This is a genomic window from Marinobacter salinexigens, assembly GCF_008370345.1.
GTDB classification, from domain to species: Bacteria; Pseudomonadota; Gammaproteobacteria; order Pseudomonadales; family Oleiphilaceae; genus Marinobacter; species Marinobacter salinexigens.
Genome location: NZ_VTUU01000004.1, coordinates 68,892 through 92,079, shown reverse-complemented (window position 1 = coordinate 92,079; position 23,188 = coordinate 68,892). Strand labels below are relative to the sequence as shown.

Here is a 23,188-nt window from a genome sequence, read left to right as displayed (position 1 = left end):
TGGCCGGAGAGAAGCGCACATGGATGTGCTCGTAGCGGTTCCCGAAAAGAACCATCACACAGGTGCCAACACCAGAACCAAAGGCCAGAAACAAGAAAGCCCCGCACAAAGGCGGGGCTTTCTCAGTGCAGCAGAGAGAGATCAGCTAAGCAGCTTGATCATCACACCCGCAGCAACCGCAGAACCGATAACACCGGCCACGTTCGGGCCCATAGCATGCATCAGCAGGAAGTTATGCGGGTTAGCCTCAAGACCAACCTTATTGGATACCCGCGCAGCCATCGGCACCGCAGATACACCGGCAGAACCGATCAACGGGTTAATCGGATCCTTGCTGACCTTGTTCAGCAGCTTGGCCATCAGAACACCAGATGCCGTACCCACACAGAATGCAGCCATACCCAGAAGCAGAATACCCAACGTCTGCAGATCAAGGAACTTGTCAGCACTCAGTTTGGAACCAACAGACAGGCCAAGAATGATCGTCACAATGTTGATCAGCGCATTCTGGGAGGTATCACTCAGACGATCCACCACGCCACACTCACGCATCAGGTTACCGAAGCAGAACATACCGAGCAGCGGAGCTGCATCCGGCAGGAACAGTGCGGTAGCTATCAGCACCACTATCGGGAAAATGATCTTTTCCTTCTTGGTCACCGGACGCAACTGAGACATCTTGATGGCACGCTCCTTCTCGGATGTCAGCGCCTTCATAATCGGCGGCTGAATCATCGGAACCAGAGCCATGTACGAGTATGCAGCAACCGCAATCGCACCTAGCAGATGCGGAGCCAGAATGCTGGCCACATAGATGGACGTAGGACCATCTGCACCACCGATGATACCGATAGCCGCAGCCTCAAAGATGGTGAAGTCCATCGTGCCAGACATTGTCAGCAACGCTGCGCCAATCACGGTACCGAAGATACCGAACTGCGCAGCCGCACCCAACAGCAGAGTCTTCGGGTTAGCCAGCAAAGGACCGAAATCAGTCATCGCACCAACACCCATGAAGATCAGCAAAGGTGCCACACCACTGGCAATCGCCACACTGTAGAAGTTGTACATCATGCCATTGGTATATCCCAGGCTCTGGGCGATCACCGCAGCCTGCTGGTAAACACCGTAGCTCGCTTCCTTGTAGGCATGCTTGAATGCTTCCAGAACTTCAGGCGTTACCGCCTGACCAGCCGAGAAATCAACATTCAGAACACCAGCCAGGGCCGCAAGCACTTCCGGCTTGGCAAAGTGAATAGCATTTTCCGCAGCCGAAAGCGCAAGTCCCGCCTCCGGAATATTCGCCAGGATACCGCCGAAACCAATAGGCACCAGCAGCAGAGGCTCAAATCCCTTACGGATCGCAAGGAATAGCAGCACCAGGCCGATACAGATCATGAAGAACTGTCCGCCTGTCATGTTGAACAGGCCACTACCTGTCCAGAGCGTCATTAATTTATCCATGGAATGCTGGCCCTTATGCGATTGTCAGCATTTCATCATCAACAGCGACGGCATCACCGACCTTGATGAAGACTTCACCGACGGTACCGGCCTTGGGAGCCCGAACCTCAGTTTCCATTTTCATGGCTTCGAGGATAATCAGGACATCGCCTTCCTGAACGCGGTCACCCGGGGAAACCAGAACCTTGAAGATGTTACCTCCCAGAGGCGCAGGAACCGGGTCGCCACCACCAACAGGTGCAGGTGCAGCGGCCGCAGCAGGTGCAGAAGAAGCCGCACCGCCCTCACCCTGGATCTGAGTGATCTCACCACCCTCGGAAACAGCAACCACAAACTTCTTGCCGTTAACATCCACGGTGTAGGTCTCAGGGCCGCCTGCTTTCTTGGCCGGGGCTACGTCATCGGCACTCGGAACCGGCTCGAACGCGTCTGCATTGCCACGGTTCTCCAGGAACTTCAGGCCAATCTGCGGGAACAGCGCATAGGTCAGAACGTCATCGACGGTGTTCTCAGCCAGCTTGATGCCCTTCTCTTCCGCCAGCTTCTTGAGCTCGTCAGTCAGCTTATCCATTTCCGACTCGATCATATCCGCCGGGCGGCAGGTGATCGCTTCAGCACCATCCAGAACACGTTCCTGCAGTTCCTTATTGAACGGTGCAGGTGCGGAACCGTACTCACCTTTCAGGATTGCAGAGGTTTCTTTGGAGATGGACTTGTAGCGCTCGCCAGTCAGTACGTTCAGTACTGCCTGGGTACCTACGATCTGAGAGGTCGGAGTCACCAGCGGGATATAGCCCAGGTCTTCACGAACCTTGGGAATCTCGGCCAGAACCTGGTCGAACTTGTCGGCCGCATTCTGTTCTTTCAACTGGCTTTCCATGTTGGTCAGCATACCGCCCGGAACCTGAGCGGTCAGAATGCGGGAATCAACACCTTTCAGGCTGCCTTCGAACTTGGCGTACTTCTTACGTACTTCGCGGAAGTAACCGGCAATTTCTTCCAGCAGGTTAAGATCCAGACCGGTATCGCGGTCCGTACCTTCCAGAATCGCTACCACAGCCTCAGTCGGTGAGTGACCGTAAGTCATGCTCATGGAGGAGATGGCGGTATCCACGTTATCAATGCCTGCTTCAGCGGCCTTGATGGCAGTCGCTGTGGACATACCAGTGGTCGCGTGGCACTGCATGTGGATAGGAATATCCAGTTCTTTCTTCAGACGACTGACCAGATCGAAAGCCACGTAGGGCTTCAGCAGACCGGCCATATCCTTGATGGCAATGGAATCAGCACCCATGGCGGCGATTTCCTTGGCCAGTTCAACCCACATATCAACCGTGTGGACCGGGCTGGTAGTGTAGGAAATGGTGCCCTGCGCGTGTTTGCCAGTCTTACGAACGGCCTTGATGGCAGTATCCAGGTTACGCGGGTCATTCATCGCGTCAAAAATACGGAATACGTCAACGCCATTCTCTGCGGCACGGTCAACAAACCGCTCTACCACATCATCCGCATAGTGGCGGTAACCCAACAGGTTCTGGCCACGCAGAAGCATTTGCTGCGGCGTGTTGGGCATCGCTTTTTTCAATTCGCGGATGCGATCCCAGGGGTCTTCGCCCAGGTAACGGATGCAGGAATCAAAGGTGGCTCCACCCCAGGATTCCAGAGACCAGAAACCGACTTTGTCGAGTTTCTCGGCAATGGGCAGCATGTCATCAAGCCGCATACGGGTGGCAAGCAGGGACTGGTGGGCGTCACGCAGGATAACGTCCGTAATCCCCAGCGGTTTTTTGGTGTCAGTCATCGTGTCAGCCTTCTGTTTAAAGGTTCTAGTCGTTTACCGGATCACTTCTTGTGGCGCGCCCGGAATTGTGCAATCGCCTTCTTGATGGCCTCGGCGGTGTCAGGGTCAACCGACGCGGGCGCCTGCGGCTTGGCACGTGGCGTTTTCGCCGGGGTTACCGGCTCTGGCGCAAACCGGCCCAAGAGTTTGGACATGGCCATGGTCGCGAATACCAGAATAATCAGGAACGCGAACACGAAACCCATGCCTGCAATCATCAGGTCAACGGCTTGTGACATCAGGTTATTCATATCGAATAGCTACCTGTTTATTGGCTTTGAATGATTTGTCCGATCTCGCCCGGTATGACCAGTTAGACTAAGGTCTACGGCCATCCCGCAACAATTCGGGTGGCAAAATCCTGCGTAATTTACCGTTTTCGACTGCCATGAGCAACCTAAATGCCAATTACTATACGGGGTTTCCGAGGCCAACCCATTACCCTTAAAACCCGCATGGTTATTGAATCCACTTGATTTTCAGGCAAACCGGACCCGAACCTTCCGCCCCTTGATCCGACCACTTTCCAACCGCTTCAATGCCTTTCGGGCCAAATTTCGCTCAATTGCAACAAAACACTGGTAGTCGAACAAATCGATTTTCCCAACAGCCGCTCCCGGAATCCCGGCTTCACCGGTTAAAGCCCCCAACACATCTCCCGGGCGAATTTTTTCTTTACGACCACCGGCAATGCACAATGTTGTCATCGGAGGCTCAACCGGAGCCAGAGTCGTTGACAGCAGCCCAGCCGAATCGCCCCACTCCACCGGTTGGCCCCGGTCCGATTCCAGGCGATTAATCTTGTGGCCCTGAGACGGCGTGCAGAAAGTGACGGCAAGCCCCTGCTCACCAGCACGCCCCGTGCGCCCGACCCGGTGGGTATGCACTTCCGGATCCCGCGCTGGCTCCGCGTTAATCACCAGGGGAAGTGATTTGATATCCAGCCCTCTCGCAGCGACATCCGTAGCCACCAGAACCGAGCAACTCTGGTTGCCGAAACGGACCAGAACGCTGTCCCGATCTCGCTGCTCCAGATCACCATGCAATGGCAATGCGGAGAAACCTTCTTCATTCAGAGCATCAGCCAGCTCATCACACTGCTGTTTGGTCGTGCAGAATACGATGCAGGAAGCGGGTTGCTGCTGAGACAACAAGGCCATGACAGCAGCCTCTGTCTGCCCCCGCTCAACTTCATAAAAGATCTCCCGAATATCCGGGTTTCCCTGTCGGCTTTCCACCCGCACATCCACCGGATCCTTTTGATAGCGACTGCTCAGGCTCCGGATATCAGCAGGCCAGGTTGCTGAAAACATCAGCGTTTGCCGCGTCTCCGGTGAGTGCGAGAGGATGTCCTCAACAGCTTCCTGAAATCCCATGTCCAACATCCGGTCAGCCTCATCCAGCACAACCGTAGCCAGGCGATCCAGGGACAAGGTTCCCTTGCGCAAGTGGTCCTGAATCCGGCCTGGCGTCCCAACAACAATATGAGCGCCGTGACTCAGAGAACCAATCTGCGGCCCAATGGGCACGCCGCCACACAGGGTGAGCACCTTAATGTTGTCCCGGGCTCTTGCCAGCTCCCGAAGGGATTTGGCTACCTGATCTGCCAGCTCACGGGTCGGGCACAGCACCAGGCCCTGAACCGCAAACAACCGCGGCTTCAGGGATTCGATCAATCCGATGCCGAAAGCTGCCGTTTTACCACTGCCAGTCTGGGCCATGGCAATAACATCATTCCGGGCCAGACATGGCGGCAGGGCTTTCGCCTGGATATCTGTCGGTTGTTCAAAACCCAGCTGTTTAAGGTTTGAAACCATGGCACTGGAAAGGCCAAAGGAATTAAAGGAAGACATAAAAGGAAGTCCCGGATTGTCAGATGCTGGTTATGGAGGCACGAACGAGGGCGTATAATGCGCCAGAGGATACCAGAATTTGCCAATCATTGACGGAGTTACCAATGGCATCCCTTCAGGAACAGCTATTGAAAGCGGGCCTTGCCGACGAGAAGAAAGCCAAGTCAGTCCGCCAGGAAAAACGTAAACAACGAAAGCAGCAGCCTAAAGGAGCGGCCCAGGTCAACGAAGCCGAAGAGCGGGCTCGCAAGGCCCGTGAGGAAAAGGCGGAGAAAGACCGCCAGCTCAACAAGCAACGTCAGCAGGAAGCCGAGAAAAAGGCCATTCAGGCCCAGATCAAGCAGTTGATCGAAACCAACCGGGTTGACCGGAGCAATGGCGAGACCTCCTACCAGTTTGCCGATGGCAAGAAGATCAAGAAGATTTTCGTGGATGAGTCCATGGTCGATCAGCTTTCCCGGGGCCGGCTTGCCATTGTATGCGTCAATGACGCATACGACCTTGTCCCTGAAGGCGTCGCACGAAAGATCATGGAACGGGACGAAGCAGCGGTTATCGTCCTACATGACCGCAAATCGGAAGACTCGGGTGAAGATGACCCGTACGCCGGATACGAAATCCCGGACGATCTCATGTGGTAAGTACTTTTCATACCCCCGGCGGTGTGAGCCAACAAAAATGGGGCTAATGATCAGCCCCATTTTTGTTACCCTCACCAGAATCAGGCGTTTTGAGGAGACTGTAAATAAAACTGTGTAAACCGCCTATCATTGAACCCCGACAGGGTAAGGATAGGCCGCATGAACAAGAAAGAACTGGAAGCCTTCGCACGCGAGGCTGCTAAAACGCTCAAGACCGAGAAGGATCTCAACGAGTTCAGTCAGATGCTGACCAGGATAACCGTCGAAGCCGCGCTGAATACCGAGCTCGACGAGCATCTGGGCTACGAGCGCCATCAGGCATCTGACAACACTAACTGCCGTAATGGATACACCCGCAAGACCTTGAAGACCGAAGACGGTCAGTTCGAGCTGAACACACCCCGTGACCGTGAGGGCAGCTTCGAGCCGCAGCTGGTGAAGAAAGGCCAGACCCGCTTCACCTCGATGGATGACAAGATCCTGAGCCTCTACGCCAAAGGTATGACCACCCGGGAAATCGTCGACACCTTCAAGGAGATGTACGACGCGGACATCTCGCCCACGCTGATTTCCAAGGTAACAGAAGCCGTCATTGGCCAAGTCGTGGAATGGCAGTCTCGCCCCTTGGACCCGGTTTATCCAGTCGTTTATCTGGACTGCATCGTGGTCAAAATCCGGCAGGACAAGCAGGTCATCAACAAAGCGATCTATCTGGCCCTGGGTGTGAATCTCGAAGGCCACAAGGAGCTGCTGGGCATGTGGCTCTCCGAAAACGAGGGCGCCAAGTTCTGGCTGGGCGTCCTCACTGAACTTCAGAATCGAGGTGTGAAAGACATTCTCATCGCCTGTGTGGATGGTCTAAAAGGCTTTCCTGACGCTATCAGCACGGCCTACCCGCAGGCACAGATCCAACTCTGCATCGTTCACATGGTTCGCAACTCGATGAAGTATGTGCCGTGGAAGGACTACAAGGCTGTGACGGCTGACCTCAAACGCATCTACCAATCCGTCACCGAGGAGGAAGCTCTACGGGCCCTGGATGAGTTTGAGCACGTCTGGGGCGAGAAATACCCTCACATCGGTCGCTCCTGGCGAAATCACTGGCCGAACCTGAGCACGTTGTTCCTTTACCCAGAGGATATCCGCAAGGCCATTTACACGACCAACGCCATTGAATCTCTGAATAGCGTCATCCGCAAAGCGATCAAGAAACGTAAGCTGTTCCCGACTGATGATTCCGCCCGCAAGGTGGTCTACCTGGCTATCATGGATGCGTCCAAGAAATGGACGATGCCGATCCGGAATTGAAAGGCTGCGCTGAACAGGTTTATGATCGAGTTCGAGGATCGAATCAGCGACTACGTTTAACCCCGGCGGTTACACAGAATTATTTACAGGCTCGTTTTGAGTTCTCTTACGCGCCCACAGTCCAGCCAGAGCCATAAGCACCAGGCCTGGCAATACCGGGTCTACCGGTGCTCCGGGGCGACCCGTAGTACAACCAAAAGGTGTGCTGTCGCTACCCGAACCGGAGGTTGCAACGTCAGAATCCACATTGGCAGACGTTCCGCCGGAAATCGTCGGAACCTCAACCGCATCATTGATTCCCGTCACACGGATGGTAAAGGTGCAGTTGGTAGAGACGCCATCGCCCGTACAGGTCGGCCAGGAGGAGGTATCTGCCGCCACTTGAATGGACGTATTGACGTTCACATTCGCCAGATCTTCCACGGCACCCTGAACGTAACCCGGCACCCAATCCAAAGCACCCGCAGAGCCTGCAATCTCGGCCGTCATCTCTTCCAGGGTTACCCAGGAAGCATCCGATGCAAGCTGATACATACCATCGTCACCTTCATCAGCAAACCAGGTGGCATAGGTTGAATTATCGCCGGTGTTCTCAACCGTCGGAGGGTTGGCAGCCCAATCCGCAAACGGATCAATGGTGACTGCTTCGCCATCAATCAGAACTTTGAACACCCCGTCATACAATCCAGCGGCAGTGTCCTCTACGAGAGATATAGCATCTGGTATCTGATCATCTTCGTCACCCTCACCGATCGTCGCCACCAGCGGTGCAACGTTTCCGGCGACAGCGGGATCGAAGTTGACGCTGTTGGGATCCCAGTTATCAGCGGAGATCTCGGCGGTTAAATCGTCTCCATCGTGATCAACCGTGACCACGGCATTGAAGACTTTTTCGAAAGTCTTCCAGTCAGGCGTAGCCTCAGTTCCCGCATTCCATGCCAGGAGAATGGAATCATTCGCCGGGTTGCCGTCATGATCAATAAACCAGCCGGTCGGCACTGCAGACAACGGCTGCCAATCACCAAAGAGAGCTGCATAAGGTGCAGGTATCGTCCCGTCAGTCTCCAGCGCATCTTGAGAGAGAGTGGTCGTGCCCTCAGAAAATGAAGCAATGCTGGTACTGAAGAATGGGAGACCTTCTACCCGGCTTCCACCGAACAGGCCACCAGGATACTTACCAACGGGTCCAACAGACAGCTTGGCGGAGTCATCATTCAAAAAGCCGAAGGACAGACCATCTTCAGCCGTCGAGCGCACGAAGCCACTTCCGGTACCAAACCCGGTTTCAAACCTGAAGGCTTCAAGACTACCGGTGGTCAGGTTGGAGAATTTGCCAATGACCCGGTAAAGCCTGGTTGAAGTATCTTCTGTTACGTTAAAAACCAGATCGATGGGGCCATTGATTTCAGTGGTTTTGAGCTTGAACCGCTTACCGGAATCCCCGGGAGCGGTGCAGTTCTGAGCAAGGTCCGGCTGGGCCATAATACAACCGGCAAAGTCATAACCCACGTCGTCAACGTTACCGCTGAAGGCCTCATTGTAGACCGAGATTCCCAGGCCTATCTCTCCACTGTCGTTAACGGGGTCCAGCCACCCAAACGAAGCTGTTCCGACGGCATCGGTATAAATGAGCGTCTGCCCGTCGAGAGGCGGTACTGCCAGGTTGTCAGTATTAACATCCTCGACGACTCCCGCCAGCGCGAGTGGTGCAAAGCCAAGCGCAGAGCAAACAATCGCCTGGGCGAGCGGTTTTCGTACCAGGTTTCTGGTCTTTTCGGTCATAAAACATCCCCTGCTGAACAAATTGCTAAAACTGGATAGCTATAAAGCTATAAATATGCAAAGGAATATTCAAATACTATTTAGGAATAAGAAGCCCGTTTTGTCCTGGATCAACCCGCTGCTACGGAGCTGTAATACGCTGATTGCCTGCTAATCTTTCAGTTAAAACAGGGGCCAACTGAAACAGCCCGACAGGACGAATTCAGGTCCGGCGTTCTCTGTGTCAGTGCCAATAGCCACAGCGTAGCAGTGGCATGTAGCACTGGAGAAAACCATCGGATGAGAGGCGAGACCAACGCTTGAAAATTGGCCGGAATGACAAAATAGCAGGCAATAAAAAACCCCGCCGAAGCGAGGTTCTTTATTCAATATGGCGCGGCTGGGAGGATTCGAACCTCCGACCGCCTGGTTCGTAGCCAGGTACTCTATCCAGCTGAGCTACAGCCGCTTAAAACTTGTGGCAAGTGTCTGAAGAAGTGGCGCGGCTGGGAGGATTCGAACCTCCGACCGCCTGGTTCGTAGCCAGGTACTCTATCCAGCTGAGCTACAGCCGCGCATCTTTCACTTGCTATGGTTGAATGCTAAATCAACCTGGCCTCAAATTCCTTTAAAAGGAATGGCGGAGAGGGAGGGATTCGAACCCTCGGTACGATTGCTCGTACGGTTCCTTAGCAGGGAACTGGTTTCAGCCACTCACCCACCTCTCCTTGAGAACGGGGCGTATACTACCATAATTTTTCTGTTTTCATAGGGTTGACACAAGATTTTTACACCCTGTTTTCCCTAAATATAAAAAAAGCCGTTCAGGCTTCCCTCGAACGGCTTTTTCTTGATCAACGATTGCCCGATTCCGGCTCGTCTGAGTCTTTCTCGGACTGAATTCGCTGATAGATCTCTTCGCGGTGAACCGCAACTTCCTTTGGGGCATTCACACCAATGCGAACCTGATTCCCCTTCACTCCGAGAACGGTAACAGTAATGTCATCACCAACCATCAGAGTTTCGCCAACACGGCGAGTCAAAATCAACATATCCCATACTCCCTATTCAGAGCTACCTGTTCCGACATAAGTTTCTATGTACTTATTGCTTTTATATCGGGATCACTGAAAGTCTAATAGACGCATTTTCCCTTATAAGAATCTGCATTGTCATAGAATTGATCAATGATTCCCTTTTTGAGAGGCTCTACTGAATCAATTGGTGACGCGTTGATTCAGGCCTCTTCCGACACCGCAGGCTTGTCCAGCTCAAATGCACTGTGTAGTGCACGAACGGCCAGCTCGAGGTATTTCTCATCGATCACCACAGAAATCTTGATTTCGGAAGTGGAGATCATCTGGATGTTGATGCCCTCATTAGACAGAGCCTCAAACATCTGAGTTGCAACACCAGCGTGAGAGCGCATACCCACACCCACAATACTTACTTTAGCAATTTTACTGTCGCCGCCAACTTCCCGGGCACCAAGTTCATCAGCGACCCGCTGCAGAACGTCCTGAGCTCGCTTGAAATCATTGCGGTGAACCGTGAATGTAAAGGCGGTTTTATTATCTTCACCAACGTTCTGGACAATCATGTCCACTTCGATATTCGCATCACTGATCGGCTTGAGAATGCGCAGGGCGCTGCCCGGGGTATCAGGCACACCGGAAATAGTCAGTTTAGCTTCGTCACGGTTAAAAGCGATGCCGGAAACAACCGGTTGTTCCATGGCGTTATCATCCTCAAGAGTAATCAGGGTTCCCCCCCCATCCTGGAAGCTGGAAAGGACCCGTAATGGAACGTTGTATTTGCCTGCAAACTCTACAGAGCGGATCTGGAGAACCTTGGAACCAAGGCTCGCCATCTCAATCATTTCTTCAAAGGTAATCCGGTCAAGCCGACGAGCACTGTCAACAACCCGTGGGTCGGTCGTGTATACGCCGTCCACATCGGTATAGATCTGACACTCGTCAGCTCTCAGCGCGGCCGCCAGGGCAACGGCTGTAGTATCTGAACCACCCCGACCGAGAGTGGTGATGTTTCCATTCTCGTCGATCCCCTGGAATCCAGCCACGACCACAACCCGGCCAGCATCCAGATCTTCACGCATACGCTGCTCGTCGATCTGCTTGATCCGGGCTTTTGTATGAGTGCTGTCGGTTACAATCCGGACCTGAGATCCGGTGTAGGAACGTGCATCACATCCGCGCTTCTGCAAAGCCATGGACAACAACGCAATCGTCACCTGCTCACCGGTCGATACCAATACATCCATCTCGCGCGGTACCGGCTCTTCCATAATCTCGCTGGCCAGTCCAATCAGGCGATTGGTTTCGCCGCTCATGGCGGAAACAACCACAACGACGTCATGACCTTCCTTACGGAACCTGCACACCTTGTCGGCAACTGCCGATATACGCTCGGTCGTGCCGACCGAGGTGCCACCATATTTCTGAACCAACAGAGCCATGTTATTCCCAAACTCCGAAACGCGGACTCACAGCAAGGCAGAGCCTCGCCAGTAAAAGAAAACGGACGGAATTATAAACGCCGATCCGTTTTCAAAAACAGTTGCTTAACCGATATTTTTTTCAACCCACGCCGGAACGCCTGCCAGAGCATCGGCCAACTTGCCAGGGTCATTACCCCCGCCCTGAGCCATATCAGGACGACCGCCGCCTTTGCCATCAACCAGGGCAGCGAGATGCTTCATCAGATCCCCCGCCTTTATACGGCCTGTCGCGGACTTGGTCACACCGGCAACCAGAGTGACTTTGCCGTCCTCAACACTGGCCAGGACAACGACACCCTCACCCAGCTTGTTCTTGAGCTGGTCTGCCGTATCCATCAGCGCCTTGCGATCAGCACCGTCAAGTTCGGCAGCCACAACCTTGAGACCAGCCACGTCAACCGCAGAACCCGCAAGATCACTTCCAGCCGAACTTGCCAGCTTGGATTTCAATGCATCGATCTCTTTCTCGAGCTGACGATTGCGGTCGACTGTCTGCTGAACCTTTTCGACAACCGAATCGCGAGTGCCTTTTACCAGTCGAGCCGTGTCACGCAAGGTACGGTCGGTTTCTTCAACCCATTCCAGAGCGCCAAACCCGGTAACCGCTTCAATACGACGAACGCCCGCCGAAATGCCGCTTTCAGAGGTAATTCGGAACAATCCGATATCGCCGGTACGTGAGACGTGTGTGCCACCGCAGAGTTCGACGGAGTAGCTGTCTGTTCCCATGCTCAACACACGGACGACATCACCATATTTCTCGCCGAAGAGTGCCATAGCACCCTTCTGCTGAGCAGTTTCCATATCGGTCACGTCAACCTGTACCGGAGTATTTTCCAGCACCTGTTCATTCACCTGGCGTTCAATCTCCTTCAGTTGTTCAGGAGTGACGGCCTCGAAGTGAGAAAAATCAAAACGCAGCTTGTCCGGATCAACCAGTGAGCCTTTCTGACTTACATGCTCACCAAGAATATTGCGGAGTGCAGCGTGCAGCAGGTGTGTTGCCGAGTGGTTGCGCTTGGTGCGCTCGCGACGTGCGTGGTCGATACGTGCGTCCACCTCCAGTCCCGGGAACAACTCACCTTCAATCAGTGTGCCCACGTGCAGGTGATTGTCACCTTCCTTGCGAGTATCGGTCACTTTGAAACGACCACCACTCCAGGTCAGCAGACCGGTATCACCAACCTGACCACCGGACTCGGCGTAGAATGGCGTCTTCTCCAGGACAACGACGGCTTCATCGCCCGTTTCCGCTTTTTTCTCTTCGCCGTTAACGATGACGGCACGAACACGGCCCTGGCCGTCCACGTGATCATATCCGGTAAACTCGGTCGAGCCTTCAACAGTGAGGCCTGCCGCGTTGTAGTCAATACCGAACTTGCTGGCAGCACGTGCACGCTCACGCTGGTTTTCCATTGCCTGCTCGTAACCGTCGTAGTCAAGAGTCAGGCCGCGCTCGCGGGCGATATCGTTGGTGAGATCCACCGGGAATCCGTAGGTGTCGTACAGTGTAAAGACCGTTTCACCCGGGATAACGTCGCCTTTCAGTTCGGCAATGTCCTGCTCAAGAAGGCGCAGTCCCTTGTCCAGGGTCTTGGCAAACTGTTCTTCTTCCTGGAGCAGTACCTTTTCGATCTGTTTCTGACTGCTGACCAGCTGCGGATAGGCTTCGCCCATTAACTCAACCAGCGCGCCTGCCAGCTTGTGGAAGAACGCACCCTTGGCTCCCAGCTTGTTACCATGACGAGCGGCGCGACGGATAATGCGACGCAGGACAAAGCCGCGACCTTCGTTAGACGGCATCACACCATCGGAAATCAGGAAGGCGCAGGAACGGATATGGTCAGCTACCACCCGCAGTGATGCTTCGGTTGTCGGCACGCCACCGAGTACGTCGGATGCGGCTTTCAGCAGATCCTGGAACAGGTCGATCTCGTAGTTGCTGTGAACGCCCTGGAGAACAGCCGTAATCCGTTCCAGCCCCATGCCGGTGTCTACAGACGGCTTGGGCAGCTTCAGCATTTCACCATCAGCAGTACGGTTGTACTGCATGAAAACCACGTTCCAGATCTCGATATAGCGATCACCATCTTCCTCCGGGCTACCCGGGGGGCCACCAGCCACATCCGGGCCGTGGTCATAGAAAATCTCGGTACAAGGACCACACGGGCCAGTATCGCCCATCTGCCAGAAGTTATCTGAGGCATAACGGCCACCCTTGTTGTCGCCGATACGGACAATGCGGTCAGCCGGAACCCCGATTTCTTTGTTCCAGATGTCGTAAGCTTCGTCGTCTTCTGCGTAAACCGTTACCCACAGTTTCTCGGTGGGCAGCTTCAGCCAGTCGTCACCGGTCAGGAAGGTCCAGGCAAAATTAATCGCTTCGCGCTTGAAGTAGTCGCCGAAGCTGAAGTTACCCAACATTTCAAAAAACGTGTGATGACGTGCGGTGTAACCGACGTTTTCAAGATCGTTGTGCTTGCCACCGGCACGCACACATTTCTGGGAGGTGGTCGCTCGGCTGTAGTCGCGTTCTTCACGGCCAAGGAAAACGTCCTTGAACTGGTTCATGCCCGCGTTGGTAAACAGCAATGTCGGATCATCATGGGGAACCAGAGAACTACTGCCTACGATGGTGTGACCCTGCTGTTTAAAATACTCAAGAAACGCTGTTCGCAATTCTGCGGTTTTCATAGACCTTTAATACCTTTCCAGAACCCGCCGGTTAGCCCTATGGGTCCGCTATTGAAGTCGATTACTTACATGCGTGTGCAAATCCGCTACTCTAGCACACGCCGAGTACAGGAAAAACGTGAAACATCACAGGAGACCCCATGCCCCGACGCTTTCATAATGCCGAGGAACTGTTCCCACCAGCGACGTTTATCAAACGCGCCCTCGCCATTATTTATGACGGCCTGATCAGCATCGCCGTTCTATTGGTAACCAGCTGGATTTACACCATGATCGCAGGTTCGCTGACCGGGTGGGATCGCTATGAGCAAATGGCCGAGGCCGGTCAGATTTCCGGGGATCCGGGACTAACTTTTGTACTGTTCCTGGTGCTTTACCTGTTCTTTGCCTACTTCTGGACTCGCATCGGCCAAACCCTCGGCATGCAGGTCTGGCGGGTGCGTATTGAGAACCTCGACGGCACTTCGGTCAGCTGGACCCAGTCCCTGATCCGTTATGTCACCGCTGCCGCCGTGGTATTCGTGACCCTTCTTGCATCCCATTACATTGGGGCCATTACCCTTCTGATCACCATCCCGGCAATTATCGCCCTGTTCCTGCCGATCAACGGCCTCTCCATCACTGACCGAATGTCCGACAGCGTTGTGATTCAGGTACCCAGGGAGCCCAAGAAAAAATAACAGATTTCGGGCCGGTCAGCCGGCCCGTCGCATCAGGATCGCGCCAACTACAGCGTTCACTGCAATCGGAATAAAGACCGCCAGCACCGGGTTAAAGCCGTAGACCAGACTCATCGGCCCCAGCAGGTCCTGCATATACTTGAACAGAAGCCCCACCATCAGACCAGTAAACACCCGGAAACCCATGGTCACTGACCGCAAGGGACCGAAAATGAACGATATGGCCACCAGCACCATGACCGCGGTGCCCAGAGGCATCAGCGTCTTTTTCCAGAACGCCAGCCAATAAGGTGCGGCATCCAGATCCTGCTCACCCAGATAACTGGCGTAGGTGTAAAGGCCGGACATGGAGAGGTTTTCGGGCTTGACGATCAGCACGCTCAGCACACTGGGAGACAGGCCGGTTTCCCATCGCTGGGACGGGGTTTCAACCACCTCGGTGCCCTGTTCGCCGATCCTTGTTGTCCGGACATTTTCCAGTTGCCAGTAACTACCCTGATAAATGGCGCGACTGGCAAAGCTGGACGACAGTAACTCCCGCTGATCATTGAACCGGAACAGCGAGACACCGTGCAAAACACCATTGGGCTGAACCGCGTTAAGGTGGATAAAAATATCCCCTTCACGATGCCAGACACCGCTGGCAGCCGCCACATTACGGCCAGCACCCAATGCTACAGCCTTATCACTCTGGGCAAACCGCTCGGCCGGTGGCGCAATGTACTCACCAATGACCACACCCAGCATGACCACAATCAGCGCGGGCTTCATGGCCGACCAGACAATCCGCTTTAACGAAACCCCGGCTGCGCGGATAACCGTAAGCTCGGAAGAACTTGCCATGGATCCAAGGCCAACCAGACACCCCATAAACGCGCCCAACGGCAGATAGTCGTAGATGCGCCGGGGTAACGTCAGGAACACGTACCAGAGTGCTTCAAGGGTCTGGTAGCCATTACGGGTGTCCTCCAGCTCGCCGATAAAGGCGAAAATCAGGTCCAGCGACAGCACCACCACCATGACCAGAAACATGGCGCCACCAACGGTCCGCATGACATAACCGTCAATTTTACGCATGGCTGCGGACCTCCTTCAGTGCCCGCCGGCGTTGTCTCCAGGCGGTACCAAACTGCAACCAGAGGCCAAAGGCCAGGAATAACCCGTGCACCCAGAGCATGCCGACCCATTCGGGCACCTTCTGGTCAGCCAGCGCGTCCCTGGCGACAATCAACAAACCGAGATAGGTGATGTAAACCAGCATTGCCGGCAACAAGTGGAAGAACCGACCTTGCCGCGGGTTGACCCGACTCAGCCGAACCGCCAGCAGTGTAACGATAGGGACAATCAGCGGCAGTGAGAAACGCCAGTGAAGAAGCGCCCGGGCTTCAGGGTCGTCCGACGCCATCAGTTCCATCGTACTGATCCCTTCCTCCAGCTCGCGAGTGCCTTTCTCCCCGCTCTGGATCTTCAACCCGTAGGCTTCAAAGCCTGTGACGTTGTATTCATGACTCCCGGAGACGCCAGCGAACCGCCCCCCATTTTCAAGAATCAGAAAACGGCTGCCGGTATCCTGATCAACCAACTGGGAACCCTTTTCGGAGGTAAAGATAGTAATACCCTCACCGTCCGCGCCGTATTCGGCAATAAAGACTCCCTGAAGCTCGCGTTTATCGTCGCTCAGGGCTTCGGTGTAGGTGACCCGGTCCCCGGAACTGAAATCCTGAAAGCGACCGGGAGCCAGCATTTCAAACTCTGTAGCCTGCCGCTGCTCATTGAAAATCTGCTCAACCTGCTTCATTCCCCAGGGCGAGACATAAAGACTCATTGCACCGACCACGACCATCACCGGTATACTTCCCAGCAAGGTCTTTATCAGCAACTGACGGTCGCTGACACCACAGGCAAACAGCACGGTCATCTCGCTCTCGAGATACATCCGCCCATAGGCAAGCAGGATACCGATAAACAGGCCAAGCGGCAGGATCAGCTCCAAAAATCCGGGGAAGCGGTAGGCCATGATGGAGAACAGCACATCGGCAGAAATGTTGCCTTCGGCTGCGCTGCTGAGATATTTCAGAAAACGGCCACTCATGAACACCATCAGAAGAATGCCCGAAACGGCAATCATGCTGATCATGACCTGACGGATGAGGTAGCGAAAAATAATCGTCAAAAGGGGTCTCTCTGGCCTTGCTCGTTGCAACGTGGAGGAAACAGGGAACAGAGCGTATTCTATGTAACCTTTCCCTCGAATGACAGTACGGCAGAATTACAGACTATTGCAGAATCGGTAGTCGTTACCTGCTTGATAATTTTGACGCTTGCCCCGATGCTAGACTAGAGCAACAGCAAGCCCCGGGATCGGGGACAATGCCCGGAACAGACCCCAGAACAGACAACAGGAGCTTCCATGAATTTCAGCCTGAGCAGTAAAGCCATCACCAGCACAAAATCCGACTGCCTGGTGGTCGGCCTCCCCGAAAAAGGCGAATGGCCGGAGTCCACAAACCAGGCGAACGAAGCGCTGGGCGGGCTGATCAAAGCCATGGAAAAATCCGGAGACATCAGCGGCAAGAACTCGAAAACCAGTGTCGTACCCCTGATCGATCAGCCGTGGGCACGCCTGCTGGTTGTTGGTACCGGTAACGATACCGACCGGACGCCGGCGAACTACCGAAAGTCACTGATCGCCCTGGTCGGCGCCCTCAAAGATGGCGCCTCGAAATCCGCCCTGATCGCGCTCGCCGACACCGCCGTTACCGGCGATGACGCCGTAAGCTCGGAAACTGCAAAACTGAGCCTGATTGGCAGGGTTCTGGAAGAGCACCTCTACACCTTCCACGATTACAAGAGCGACAAGCCCGCAGTCAGCAAACTGAACAAGGTTGTTGTGCAGGCAACCAGCACAGCGAAGGCCCAGAAAGAAGCCTTCAACCTCGGCCTCGCCACTGGCCGGGGCATGAACTACACCCGCGACCTGGGCAACACCCCACCAAACATCTGCCATCCGGTCTGGCTCGCCGACCAAGCAAAGAGCATGGCCAAGGAATACGACTGCATCAAGACCGAAGTGCTTGATGAAAAGCAGATGGAAAAGATGGGCATGAATACCATCCTGGCAGTGGGCAAAGGCAGTTCGCAGCCGCCACGCCTGATCGTAATGGAATATCGGGGAGGCAAAGCCAAAGACAAGCCTTATGTTCTGGTCGGTAAAGGCATCACCTTCGATACCGGCGGCATCAGCCTCAAGCCCGGCGAAGGCATGGATGAAATGAAATACGACATGGGTGGCTCGGCCAGCGTATTCGGCACCATGAAAGTTCTCGCTGAGACACAACCAAAAATCAACGTCGTCGCAGTGATCGCCGCCGCAGAAAATATGCCGGACGGCGGCGCATCCCGCCCGGGGGACATCATCACCACCCTCAGCGGCCTGACCGTTGAAATCCTGAACACCGACGCCGAAGGCCGCCTGGTACTGTGCGATGCCCTCACCTACGTCAAGAAATTCAACCCTGCGGCCGTTGTCGACATGGCCACCCTCACTGGCGCCTGCATCATCGCCCTGGGCAATCACGCAACAGGCCTGCTCTCCAACAACGACGAACTGGCCAACGAACTCCTGGCCGCAGGCGAACGTACTGGTGACCGCGCCTGGCGCCTGCCGCTCTGGGACGAATATCAGAGCCAACTCGACAGCAACTTCGCCGACATGCAGAACATCGGTGGTCGCCCGGCGGGCACCATCACCGCAGCCTGCTTCCTGTCCCGGTTCGCCAAGGATTACCCTTGGGCCCACCTGGACATCGCCGGCACAGCCTGGCACTCAGGAAAAGCCAAAGGCGCCACCGGACGCCCGGTACCACTGCTGGTCAACTACCTGATGTCCCATGCAGGAAAGTAACCCGGCAACACCCCCGGAGACCGGCAGCCCTGCTGCCGGAACCTCCGAACCGAACAGCCGGAACCAGCGCTACTGGTTCCACATCCTGTCCCAGAACTCCCCCGCAGCACGCAACCTCCACACCGCAAAACTCGTGGACAAAGCCTGGCAGCAGGGAGACCGCGTGTGCATCGTTTGCGACACCATGCAACACGCTCAGGAACTGGATGATTTGCTCTGGAGCTTCAACCCGGACTCCTTCATCCCCCACTCCATCGTTCCGGACTCCGCCACCACCTGCCCCGACCCCGTCGGCATCCTGTTGTGCCCGCCCGTTGCAGAAGACTGGGACACCGTCATCGTTCTCTCGGCAACATTACCGACAGATGCCGACCGGTTCAGCCGCCTGGCTCTGGTTGCCCAGAACGATCCAACGGTTCTGAACCAGGCCCGATCGCATTTCCGGCAACTAAGGGCTTTGGGGATTGAGCCCAGGGTCCACGATCAAAGAAAGCGATAAGAAAACTGCACACTGCCTGATCTGCCGGGTTGCGACAGGCTTTCCAAAAATGTCGTAGGCCAGGGATGGCCGGAGACAAGCCCACATGGATGTGCTCGTAGCGCTTTTTGGAAAGCCTGTCGCAACCCGGCAAGCCACCAGATCTCACAGGCCTCCAGTGAAGAGACGTTCGCCGCAACCTCCGCGAGCATGTATAATCGGCCCTCTAATTTTCCCCTTGTGAATCAACCAAACGGTCACCAGCAGAAACCCATGGAAAAAACCTACCAGCCAGAAAACATCGAGCGCCAGTGGTACGAAAACTGGGAATCCAAAGGGTACTTCCGCCCAAGCGGAGAAGGCCAGTCCTACAGCATTGCCATCCCGCCACCCAACGTGACCGGCAGCCTGCACATGGGCCATGCCTTCCAGCACACCATCATGGATACCCTGACCCGCTACAAGCGCATGCAGGGCCACAACGCATTGTGGACTGTGGGCACTGACCACGCCGGCATTGCCACCCAGATGGTCGTCGAGCGCAAACTGGCTGCAGAAGAAGACAAAACCCGCCACGATCTCGGTCGGGAAGAATTCATCAAACGCATCTGGGAATGGAAAGAACATTCCGGCGGCACCATCACCCGCCAGATGCGACGCCTTGGCAACTCGGTAGACTGGAGCAATGAACGCTTCACCATGGATGACGGCTTCTACAAAGCCGTGCAGGAAGTCTTCATCCGACTGTACGAAGACGGCCTCGTCTACCGCGGCAAACGGCTGGTGAACTGGGACCCGAAACTGCACACAGCCATCTCCGATCTCGAAGTCGAGAACAAGGAAGAAAAGGGCTTTTTCTGGCACCTCCGTTATCCGCTGGCAGACGGAGAGAAAACCCAGGATGGCAAAGACTACGTGGTTGTAGCCACTACCCGCCCTGAAACCATGCTCGGTGACACCGCCGTCGCCGTACACCCGGATGACGAACGTTATCAGCACCTGATCGGCAAGCACGTCCTGCTGCCTTTGGTGAATCGCCTTATCCCCATCGTCGCCGACCACCACGCCGACCCCGAAAAAGGGTCCGGCTGCGTAAAAATCACACCAGCCCACGACTTCAACGATTACGCCGTCGGCAAACGCAACAACCTGCCCATGATCAACATCATGACCCAGGATGCGAATATCCGCGACGTGGCAGAAGTCTTTAATGCCGATGGAACCAGCAACAGCGACATAGACGGCACTGTACCAGCCGCCTATGCAGGACTGACCCGCGAAGCAGCCCGCAAGCAGATCGTCGCCGACCTGGAAGCCGCGGGCCTGGTAGAGAACATTGAAGACCATGTACTGTCTGTACCCCGCGGTGACCGCTCCGGACTGATCATCGAACCGATGCTGACTGATCAATGGTTCGCAGACGCCAAGACGCTGGCCAAGCCAGCCATCGAGGCCGTCGAGGATGGCCGCATCCAGTTCGTACCCAAGCAATACGAAAACATGTACTTCTCCTGGATGCGGGATATCCAGGACTGGTGCATTTCCCGCCAACTCTGGTGGGGCCACCGGATTCCTGCCTGGTACGACACAGAAGGCAACATCTACGTTGGCCGCACGGAGGAAGAGATTCGCCAGAAGCACAGCCTGGCAGCCGATCTCGAACTGAAACAGGACGACGATGTACTCGACACCTGGTTCAGCTCCGCGCTGTGGACGTTCGGCACCCTTGGCTGGCCGGAAATCACCGAGCGCCTGAAGAACTTCCATCCGACCGACGTATTGGTCACCGGTTTCGACATCATATTCTTCTGGGTAGCCCGGATGATCATGATGACCATGCACTTCATGAAGAATGAAGATGGGTCGCCGCAGGTTCCGTTCCATACCGTCTACGTAACCGGTCTGATCCGGGACGAGCACGGTGACAAGATGTCCAAATCCAAGGGCAACGTGATCGACCCCCTGGATATGATCGACGGCATCAGCCTGGACGATCTACTGGACAAGCGCACCGGCAACATGATGCAGCCGAAGCTGGCAGAGAAAATCGGCAAGCGCACCCAGAAGGAATTCCCGGAAGGCATCGCGGCCCACGGTACCGACGCCCTGCGCTTTACCCTTGCCTCCATGGCCACCACTGGTCGTGATATCAACTGGGACATGAAGCGCCTGGAAGGCTACCGCAACTTCTGCAACAAACTGTGGAACGCGGCCCGCTATGTGCTGATGAACACCGAAGGGGAAGACTGTGGCGCGAACAACGAACCGGTGGAACTGTCACTGGCTGACCGCTGGATCATCAGCGAACTGCAGAACTGCGAGCAGGAAGTCATTCGCCACCTTGACCAGTACCGCTTTGACCTCGCGGCCTACGCGCTCTACGAGTTCATCTGGAACGAATACTGCGACTGGTACCTGGAGCTTTCCAAACCGGCCCTGAACGACGACAGTGCAAGCGCTGAAGCCAAGCGCGGAACCCGCCGGACCCTGGTCCGTGTTCTGGAAGCTGTGCTGCGTCTGGCCCACCCGATGATGCCGTTCATTACGGAAGAAATCTGGCAGCGCATCGCACCGCTGGCCGGCAAATCTGGTGACAGCATCATGCTGCAACCCTTCCCGCAGCCAGACGCCAGCAAGCAGGATGCAGCCGTTGCCGCTGATATCGAATGGCTCAAAGGCGTGATCATTGCCGTCCGCAATATCCGGGGTGAAATGAATATTTCCCCGGGCAAACAGGTACCGGTCCTGCTCAAGGGCGGCAGTGCCGAAGACGAGCGCCGCCTGAACGAAAACCGACAGTTCCTGATTTCCCTCGCGAAACTGGAGAAACTGGAGTGGTTCCAGGGGGATAAGGCACCGATGTCTGCCACACAACTGGTCGGCGAGATGGAAGTTCTGGTGCCGATGGCCGGACTGATCGACAAGGACGCTGAACTCAAGCGTCTGGATAAGGAACTGGATCGCCTGAAAAAGGAAATCGGTCGCCTTGAAGGCAAACTCGGCAACGAGAAGTTCACGGCCAAAGCGCCAGCCGAGGTTGTGGAGAAGGAAAAGGAGAAGCTGAGAGACGCCCAAGGCAGCATGACCCGCCTGAGCGACCAGCGGGCCGAAATCGAGGCCATGTAACCCCGATGATCGGGATTCTGGGCGCGGGAGCTTTGGGGCGGCTATGGGCTGCCCTGCTCCCTGAACACCAGAGTTGCTTTCTGCCGCGGCCGGACACTGATCCGGCCGCTTCCCCTGTCCGGTACACCTTCCAAAACCTCGATGGCAAGCCTACAACCATTACTCGCCCGTGGCTGACACTCCCAACCGACATTAGCCTGCTGCTGGTAACGACCAAAGCGGGGGACACGGTAGAGGCACTGGACTCATGGCTTCCGCACATTTCATCAAAGGTGCCCGTTCTCCTGTTACAAAACGGACTAGGTAGCCAGCAAGCCGTTGCGGAGCACTGGCCAGATCGGCCAATCCTGGCCGCCTCCACGACGGAAGGCGCCAATCGCCCGACCCCTGATCAACTGAAGCACGCGGGACAAGGCGACACCTGGATCGGCCCACTGACGTCAGCCGCCGCCCCACTGACAGAGAGAGTCGTCGAGTCCCTGCAACCCTCCGGGCTACGTATCCACTGCGAGCAGGATATCCTCCCCAGGCTCTGGCAGAAACTCGTCATCAACGCGGGCATCAACCCGTTTACCGCCTTACTTAACTGCCCGAATGGCGATATTCTGGACAACGACTTCTTCCAACAGAAAATCATCCCCCTCTGCGCCGAAATAGCTCAGCTGATGTCCGCTGAGGGAATTGAGGGAGCTGCCCCGGAAGAACTGCGCAACCGGATCGAGAACGTGGCCAGGGCCACGGCACGCAACACTTCGTCCATGCGAGCAGACACACTGGCTGGCCGCTGCACTGAAATCGATTTCATCAATGGCTATCTGGTCAGGCTTGGCCAGAAGCTCGGTATTCCAACCCCGGTGAACCAGTTGCTCACCCATCAAGTAAAACAACTGTCCCCCTAACCTGTCTCAGAGGAGTTTACCG

The 23,188-nt window shown here is 55.3% G+C and carries 17 protein-coding genes and 3 tRNA genes; 7 read left to right on the top strand and 13 right to left on the bottom strand.

Going from position 1 to position 23,188, the window contains the following annotated elements:
• Window positions 1-141: 141 nt before the first annotated feature.
• The 4 genes from FWJ25_RS10090 to dbpA form a co-directional block, all read right to left on the bottom strand.
• The gene (locus FWJ25_RS10090; RefSeq protein ID WP_246166756.1) at window positions 142-1,464 is read right to left on the bottom strand and encodes a sodium ion-translocating decarboxylase subunit beta; all 1,323 of its coding nucleotides are present in this window, start codon (window positions 1,462-1,464) and stop codon (window positions 142-144) included.
• A 13-nt stretch (window positions 1,465-1,477) separates the two neighbouring features.
• A complete protein-coding gene (oadA, locus tag FWJ25_RS10085) occupies window positions 1,478-3,265 on the bottom strand; it encodes a sodium-extruding oxaloacetate decarboxylase subunit alpha (RefSeq protein ID WP_149600163.1) in 1,788 nt (595 codons plus the stop codon).
• A gap of 41 nt (window positions 3,266-3,306) precedes the next feature.
• Complete coding sequence (locus tag FWJ25_RS10080; protein ID WP_149600162.1) at window positions 3,307-3,555, bottom strand: OadG family protein; 249 nt, start codon at window positions 3,553-3,555, stop codon at window positions 3,307-3,309.
• Window positions 3,556-3,783: 228 nt separating this feature from the next.
• Window positions 3,784-5,157: an ATP-dependent RNA helicase DbpA gene (gene dbpA, locus FWJ25_RS10075; protein WP_149600161.1), complete on the bottom strand. Its 1,374-nt coding sequence runs from the start codon at window positions 5,155-5,157 to the stop codon at window positions 3,784-3,786.
• A 104-nt stretch (window positions 5,158-5,261) separates the two neighbouring features.
• Here dbpA and FWJ25_RS10070 point away from each other — a divergent pair, with 104 nt between their 5' ends.
• Together FWJ25_RS10070 and FWJ25_RS10065 are read left to right on the top strand one after the other, a co-directional pair.
• Window positions 5,262-5,798 carry a DUF2058 domain-containing protein gene (locus tag FWJ25_RS10070; RefSeq protein ID WP_149600160.1) on the top strand — a complete coding sequence of 179 codons (537 nt, stop codon included), beginning with the start codon at window positions 5,262-5,264 and terminating at the stop codon, window positions 5,796-5,798.
• 159 nt (window positions 5,799-5,957) lie between these two features.
• Window positions 5,958-7,106 (top strand): IS256 family transposase, encoded by a 1,149-nt coding sequence (locus FWJ25_RS10065; protein WP_149600159.1) that lies wholly within the window; start codon window positions 5,958-5,960, stop codon window positions 7,104-7,106.
• A 69-nt stretch (window positions 7,107-7,175) separates the two neighbouring features.
• Here FWJ25_RS10065 and FWJ25_RS10060 read toward each other — a convergent pair whose 3' ends face one another.
• The 7 genes from FWJ25_RS10060 to alaS all read right to left on the bottom strand — a co-directional run bounded on the left by FWJ25_RS10060 (window position 7,176) and on the right by alaS (window position 14,079).
• Window positions 7,176-8,888: a choice-of-anchor F family protein gene (locus FWJ25_RS10060; RefSeq protein WP_149600158.1), complete on the bottom strand. Its 1,713-nt coding sequence runs from the start codon at window positions 8,886-8,888 to the stop codon at window positions 7,176-7,178.
• Between the two features lie 371 nt (window positions 8,889-9,259).
• Window positions 9,260-9,336: transfer RNA gene (locus tag FWJ25_RS10055), tRNA-Arg, on the bottom strand.
• Between the two features lie 29 nt (window positions 9,337-9,365).
• Window positions 9,366-9,442 (bottom strand) — tRNA-Arg (locus FWJ25_RS10050).
• Between the two features lie 63 nt (window positions 9,443-9,505).
• Window positions 9,506-9,595, bottom strand: a tRNA-Ser gene (locus FWJ25_RS10045).
• A 126-nt stretch (window positions 9,596-9,721) separates the two neighbouring features.
• Window positions 9,722-9,919, bottom strand: coding sequence for a carbon storage regulator CsrA (csrA, locus tag FWJ25_RS10040; protein ID WP_149600157.1), 198 nt, complete (start codon window positions 9,917-9,919; stop codon window positions 9,722-9,724).
• Window positions 9,920-10,104: 185 nt separating this feature from the next.
• Complete coding sequence (locus FWJ25_RS10035; RefSeq protein ID WP_149600156.1) at window positions 10,105-11,343, bottom strand: aspartate kinase; 1,239 nt, start codon at window positions 11,341-11,343, stop codon at window positions 10,105-10,107.
• 105 nt (window positions 11,344-11,448) lie between these two features.
• Complete coding sequence (gene alaS, locus FWJ25_RS10030) at window positions 11,449-14,079, bottom strand: alanine--tRNA ligase (RefSeq protein WP_149600155.1); 2,631 nt, start codon at window positions 14,077-14,079, stop codon at window positions 11,449-11,451.
• A 140-nt stretch (window positions 14,080-14,219) separates the two neighbouring features.
• On the opposite strand from alaS, the gene FWJ25_RS10025 reads away from it, so the two are divergent.
• Window positions 14,220-14,759 carry an RDD family protein gene (locus tag FWJ25_RS10025; RefSeq protein ID WP_149600154.1) on the top strand — a complete coding sequence of 180 codons (540 nt, stop codon included), beginning with the start codon at window positions 14,220-14,222 and terminating at the stop codon, window positions 14,757-14,759.
• Between the two features lie 15 nt (window positions 14,760-14,774).
• On the opposite strand, the gene lptG is transcribed toward FWJ25_RS10025, so the two are convergent.
• Together lptG and lptF are read right to left on the bottom strand one after the other, a co-directional pair.
• Window positions 14,775-15,836 (bottom strand): LPS export ABC transporter permease LptG, encoded by a 1,062-nt coding sequence (lptG, locus tag FWJ25_RS10020; protein WP_149600153.1) that lies wholly within the window; start codon window positions 15,834-15,836, stop codon window positions 14,775-14,777.
• Window positions 15,829-16,932, bottom strand: a complete 1,104-nt coding sequence (gene lptF / locus FWJ25_RS10015; RefSeq protein ID WP_149600152.1) for an LPS export ABC transporter permease LptF — start codon at window positions 16,930-16,932, stop codon at window positions 15,829-15,831. Before lptF ends, lptG begins: the two co-directional genes overlap by 8 nt.
• 237 nt (window positions 16,933-17,169) lie before the next feature.
• On the opposite strand from lptF, the gene FWJ25_RS10010 reads away from it, so the two are divergent.
• The 4 genes from FWJ25_RS10010 (at window position 17,170) to FWJ25_RS09995 (ending at window position 23,166) form a co-directional block, all read left to right on the top strand.
• Window positions 17,170-18,663: a leucyl aminopeptidase gene (locus FWJ25_RS10010; RefSeq protein ID WP_149600151.1), complete on the top strand. Its 1,494-nt coding sequence runs from the start codon at window positions 17,170-17,172 to the stop codon at window positions 18,661-18,663.
• Window positions 18,650-19,162 carry a DNA polymerase III subunit chi gene (locus FWJ25_RS10005; RefSeq protein WP_149600150.1) on the top strand — a complete coding sequence of 171 codons (513 nt, stop codon included), beginning with the start codon at window positions 18,650-18,652 and terminating at the stop codon, window positions 19,160-19,162. The genes FWJ25_RS10010 and FWJ25_RS10005 overlap by 14 nt, the downstream gene beginning before the upstream one ends.
• Window positions 19,163-19,414: 252 nt before the next feature.
• Window positions 19,415-22,267 (top strand): valine--tRNA ligase, encoded by a 2,853-nt coding sequence (locus FWJ25_RS10000; protein ID WP_149600149.1) that lies wholly within the window; start codon window positions 19,415-19,417, stop codon window positions 22,265-22,267.
• Window positions 22,268-22,272: 5 nt separating this feature from the next.
• Window positions 22,273-23,166, top strand: a complete 894-nt coding sequence (locus tag FWJ25_RS09995; RefSeq protein WP_149600148.1) for a ketopantoate reductase family protein — start codon at window positions 22,273-22,275, stop codon at window positions 23,164-23,166.
• Window positions 23,167-23,188: the final 22 nt, after the last annotated feature.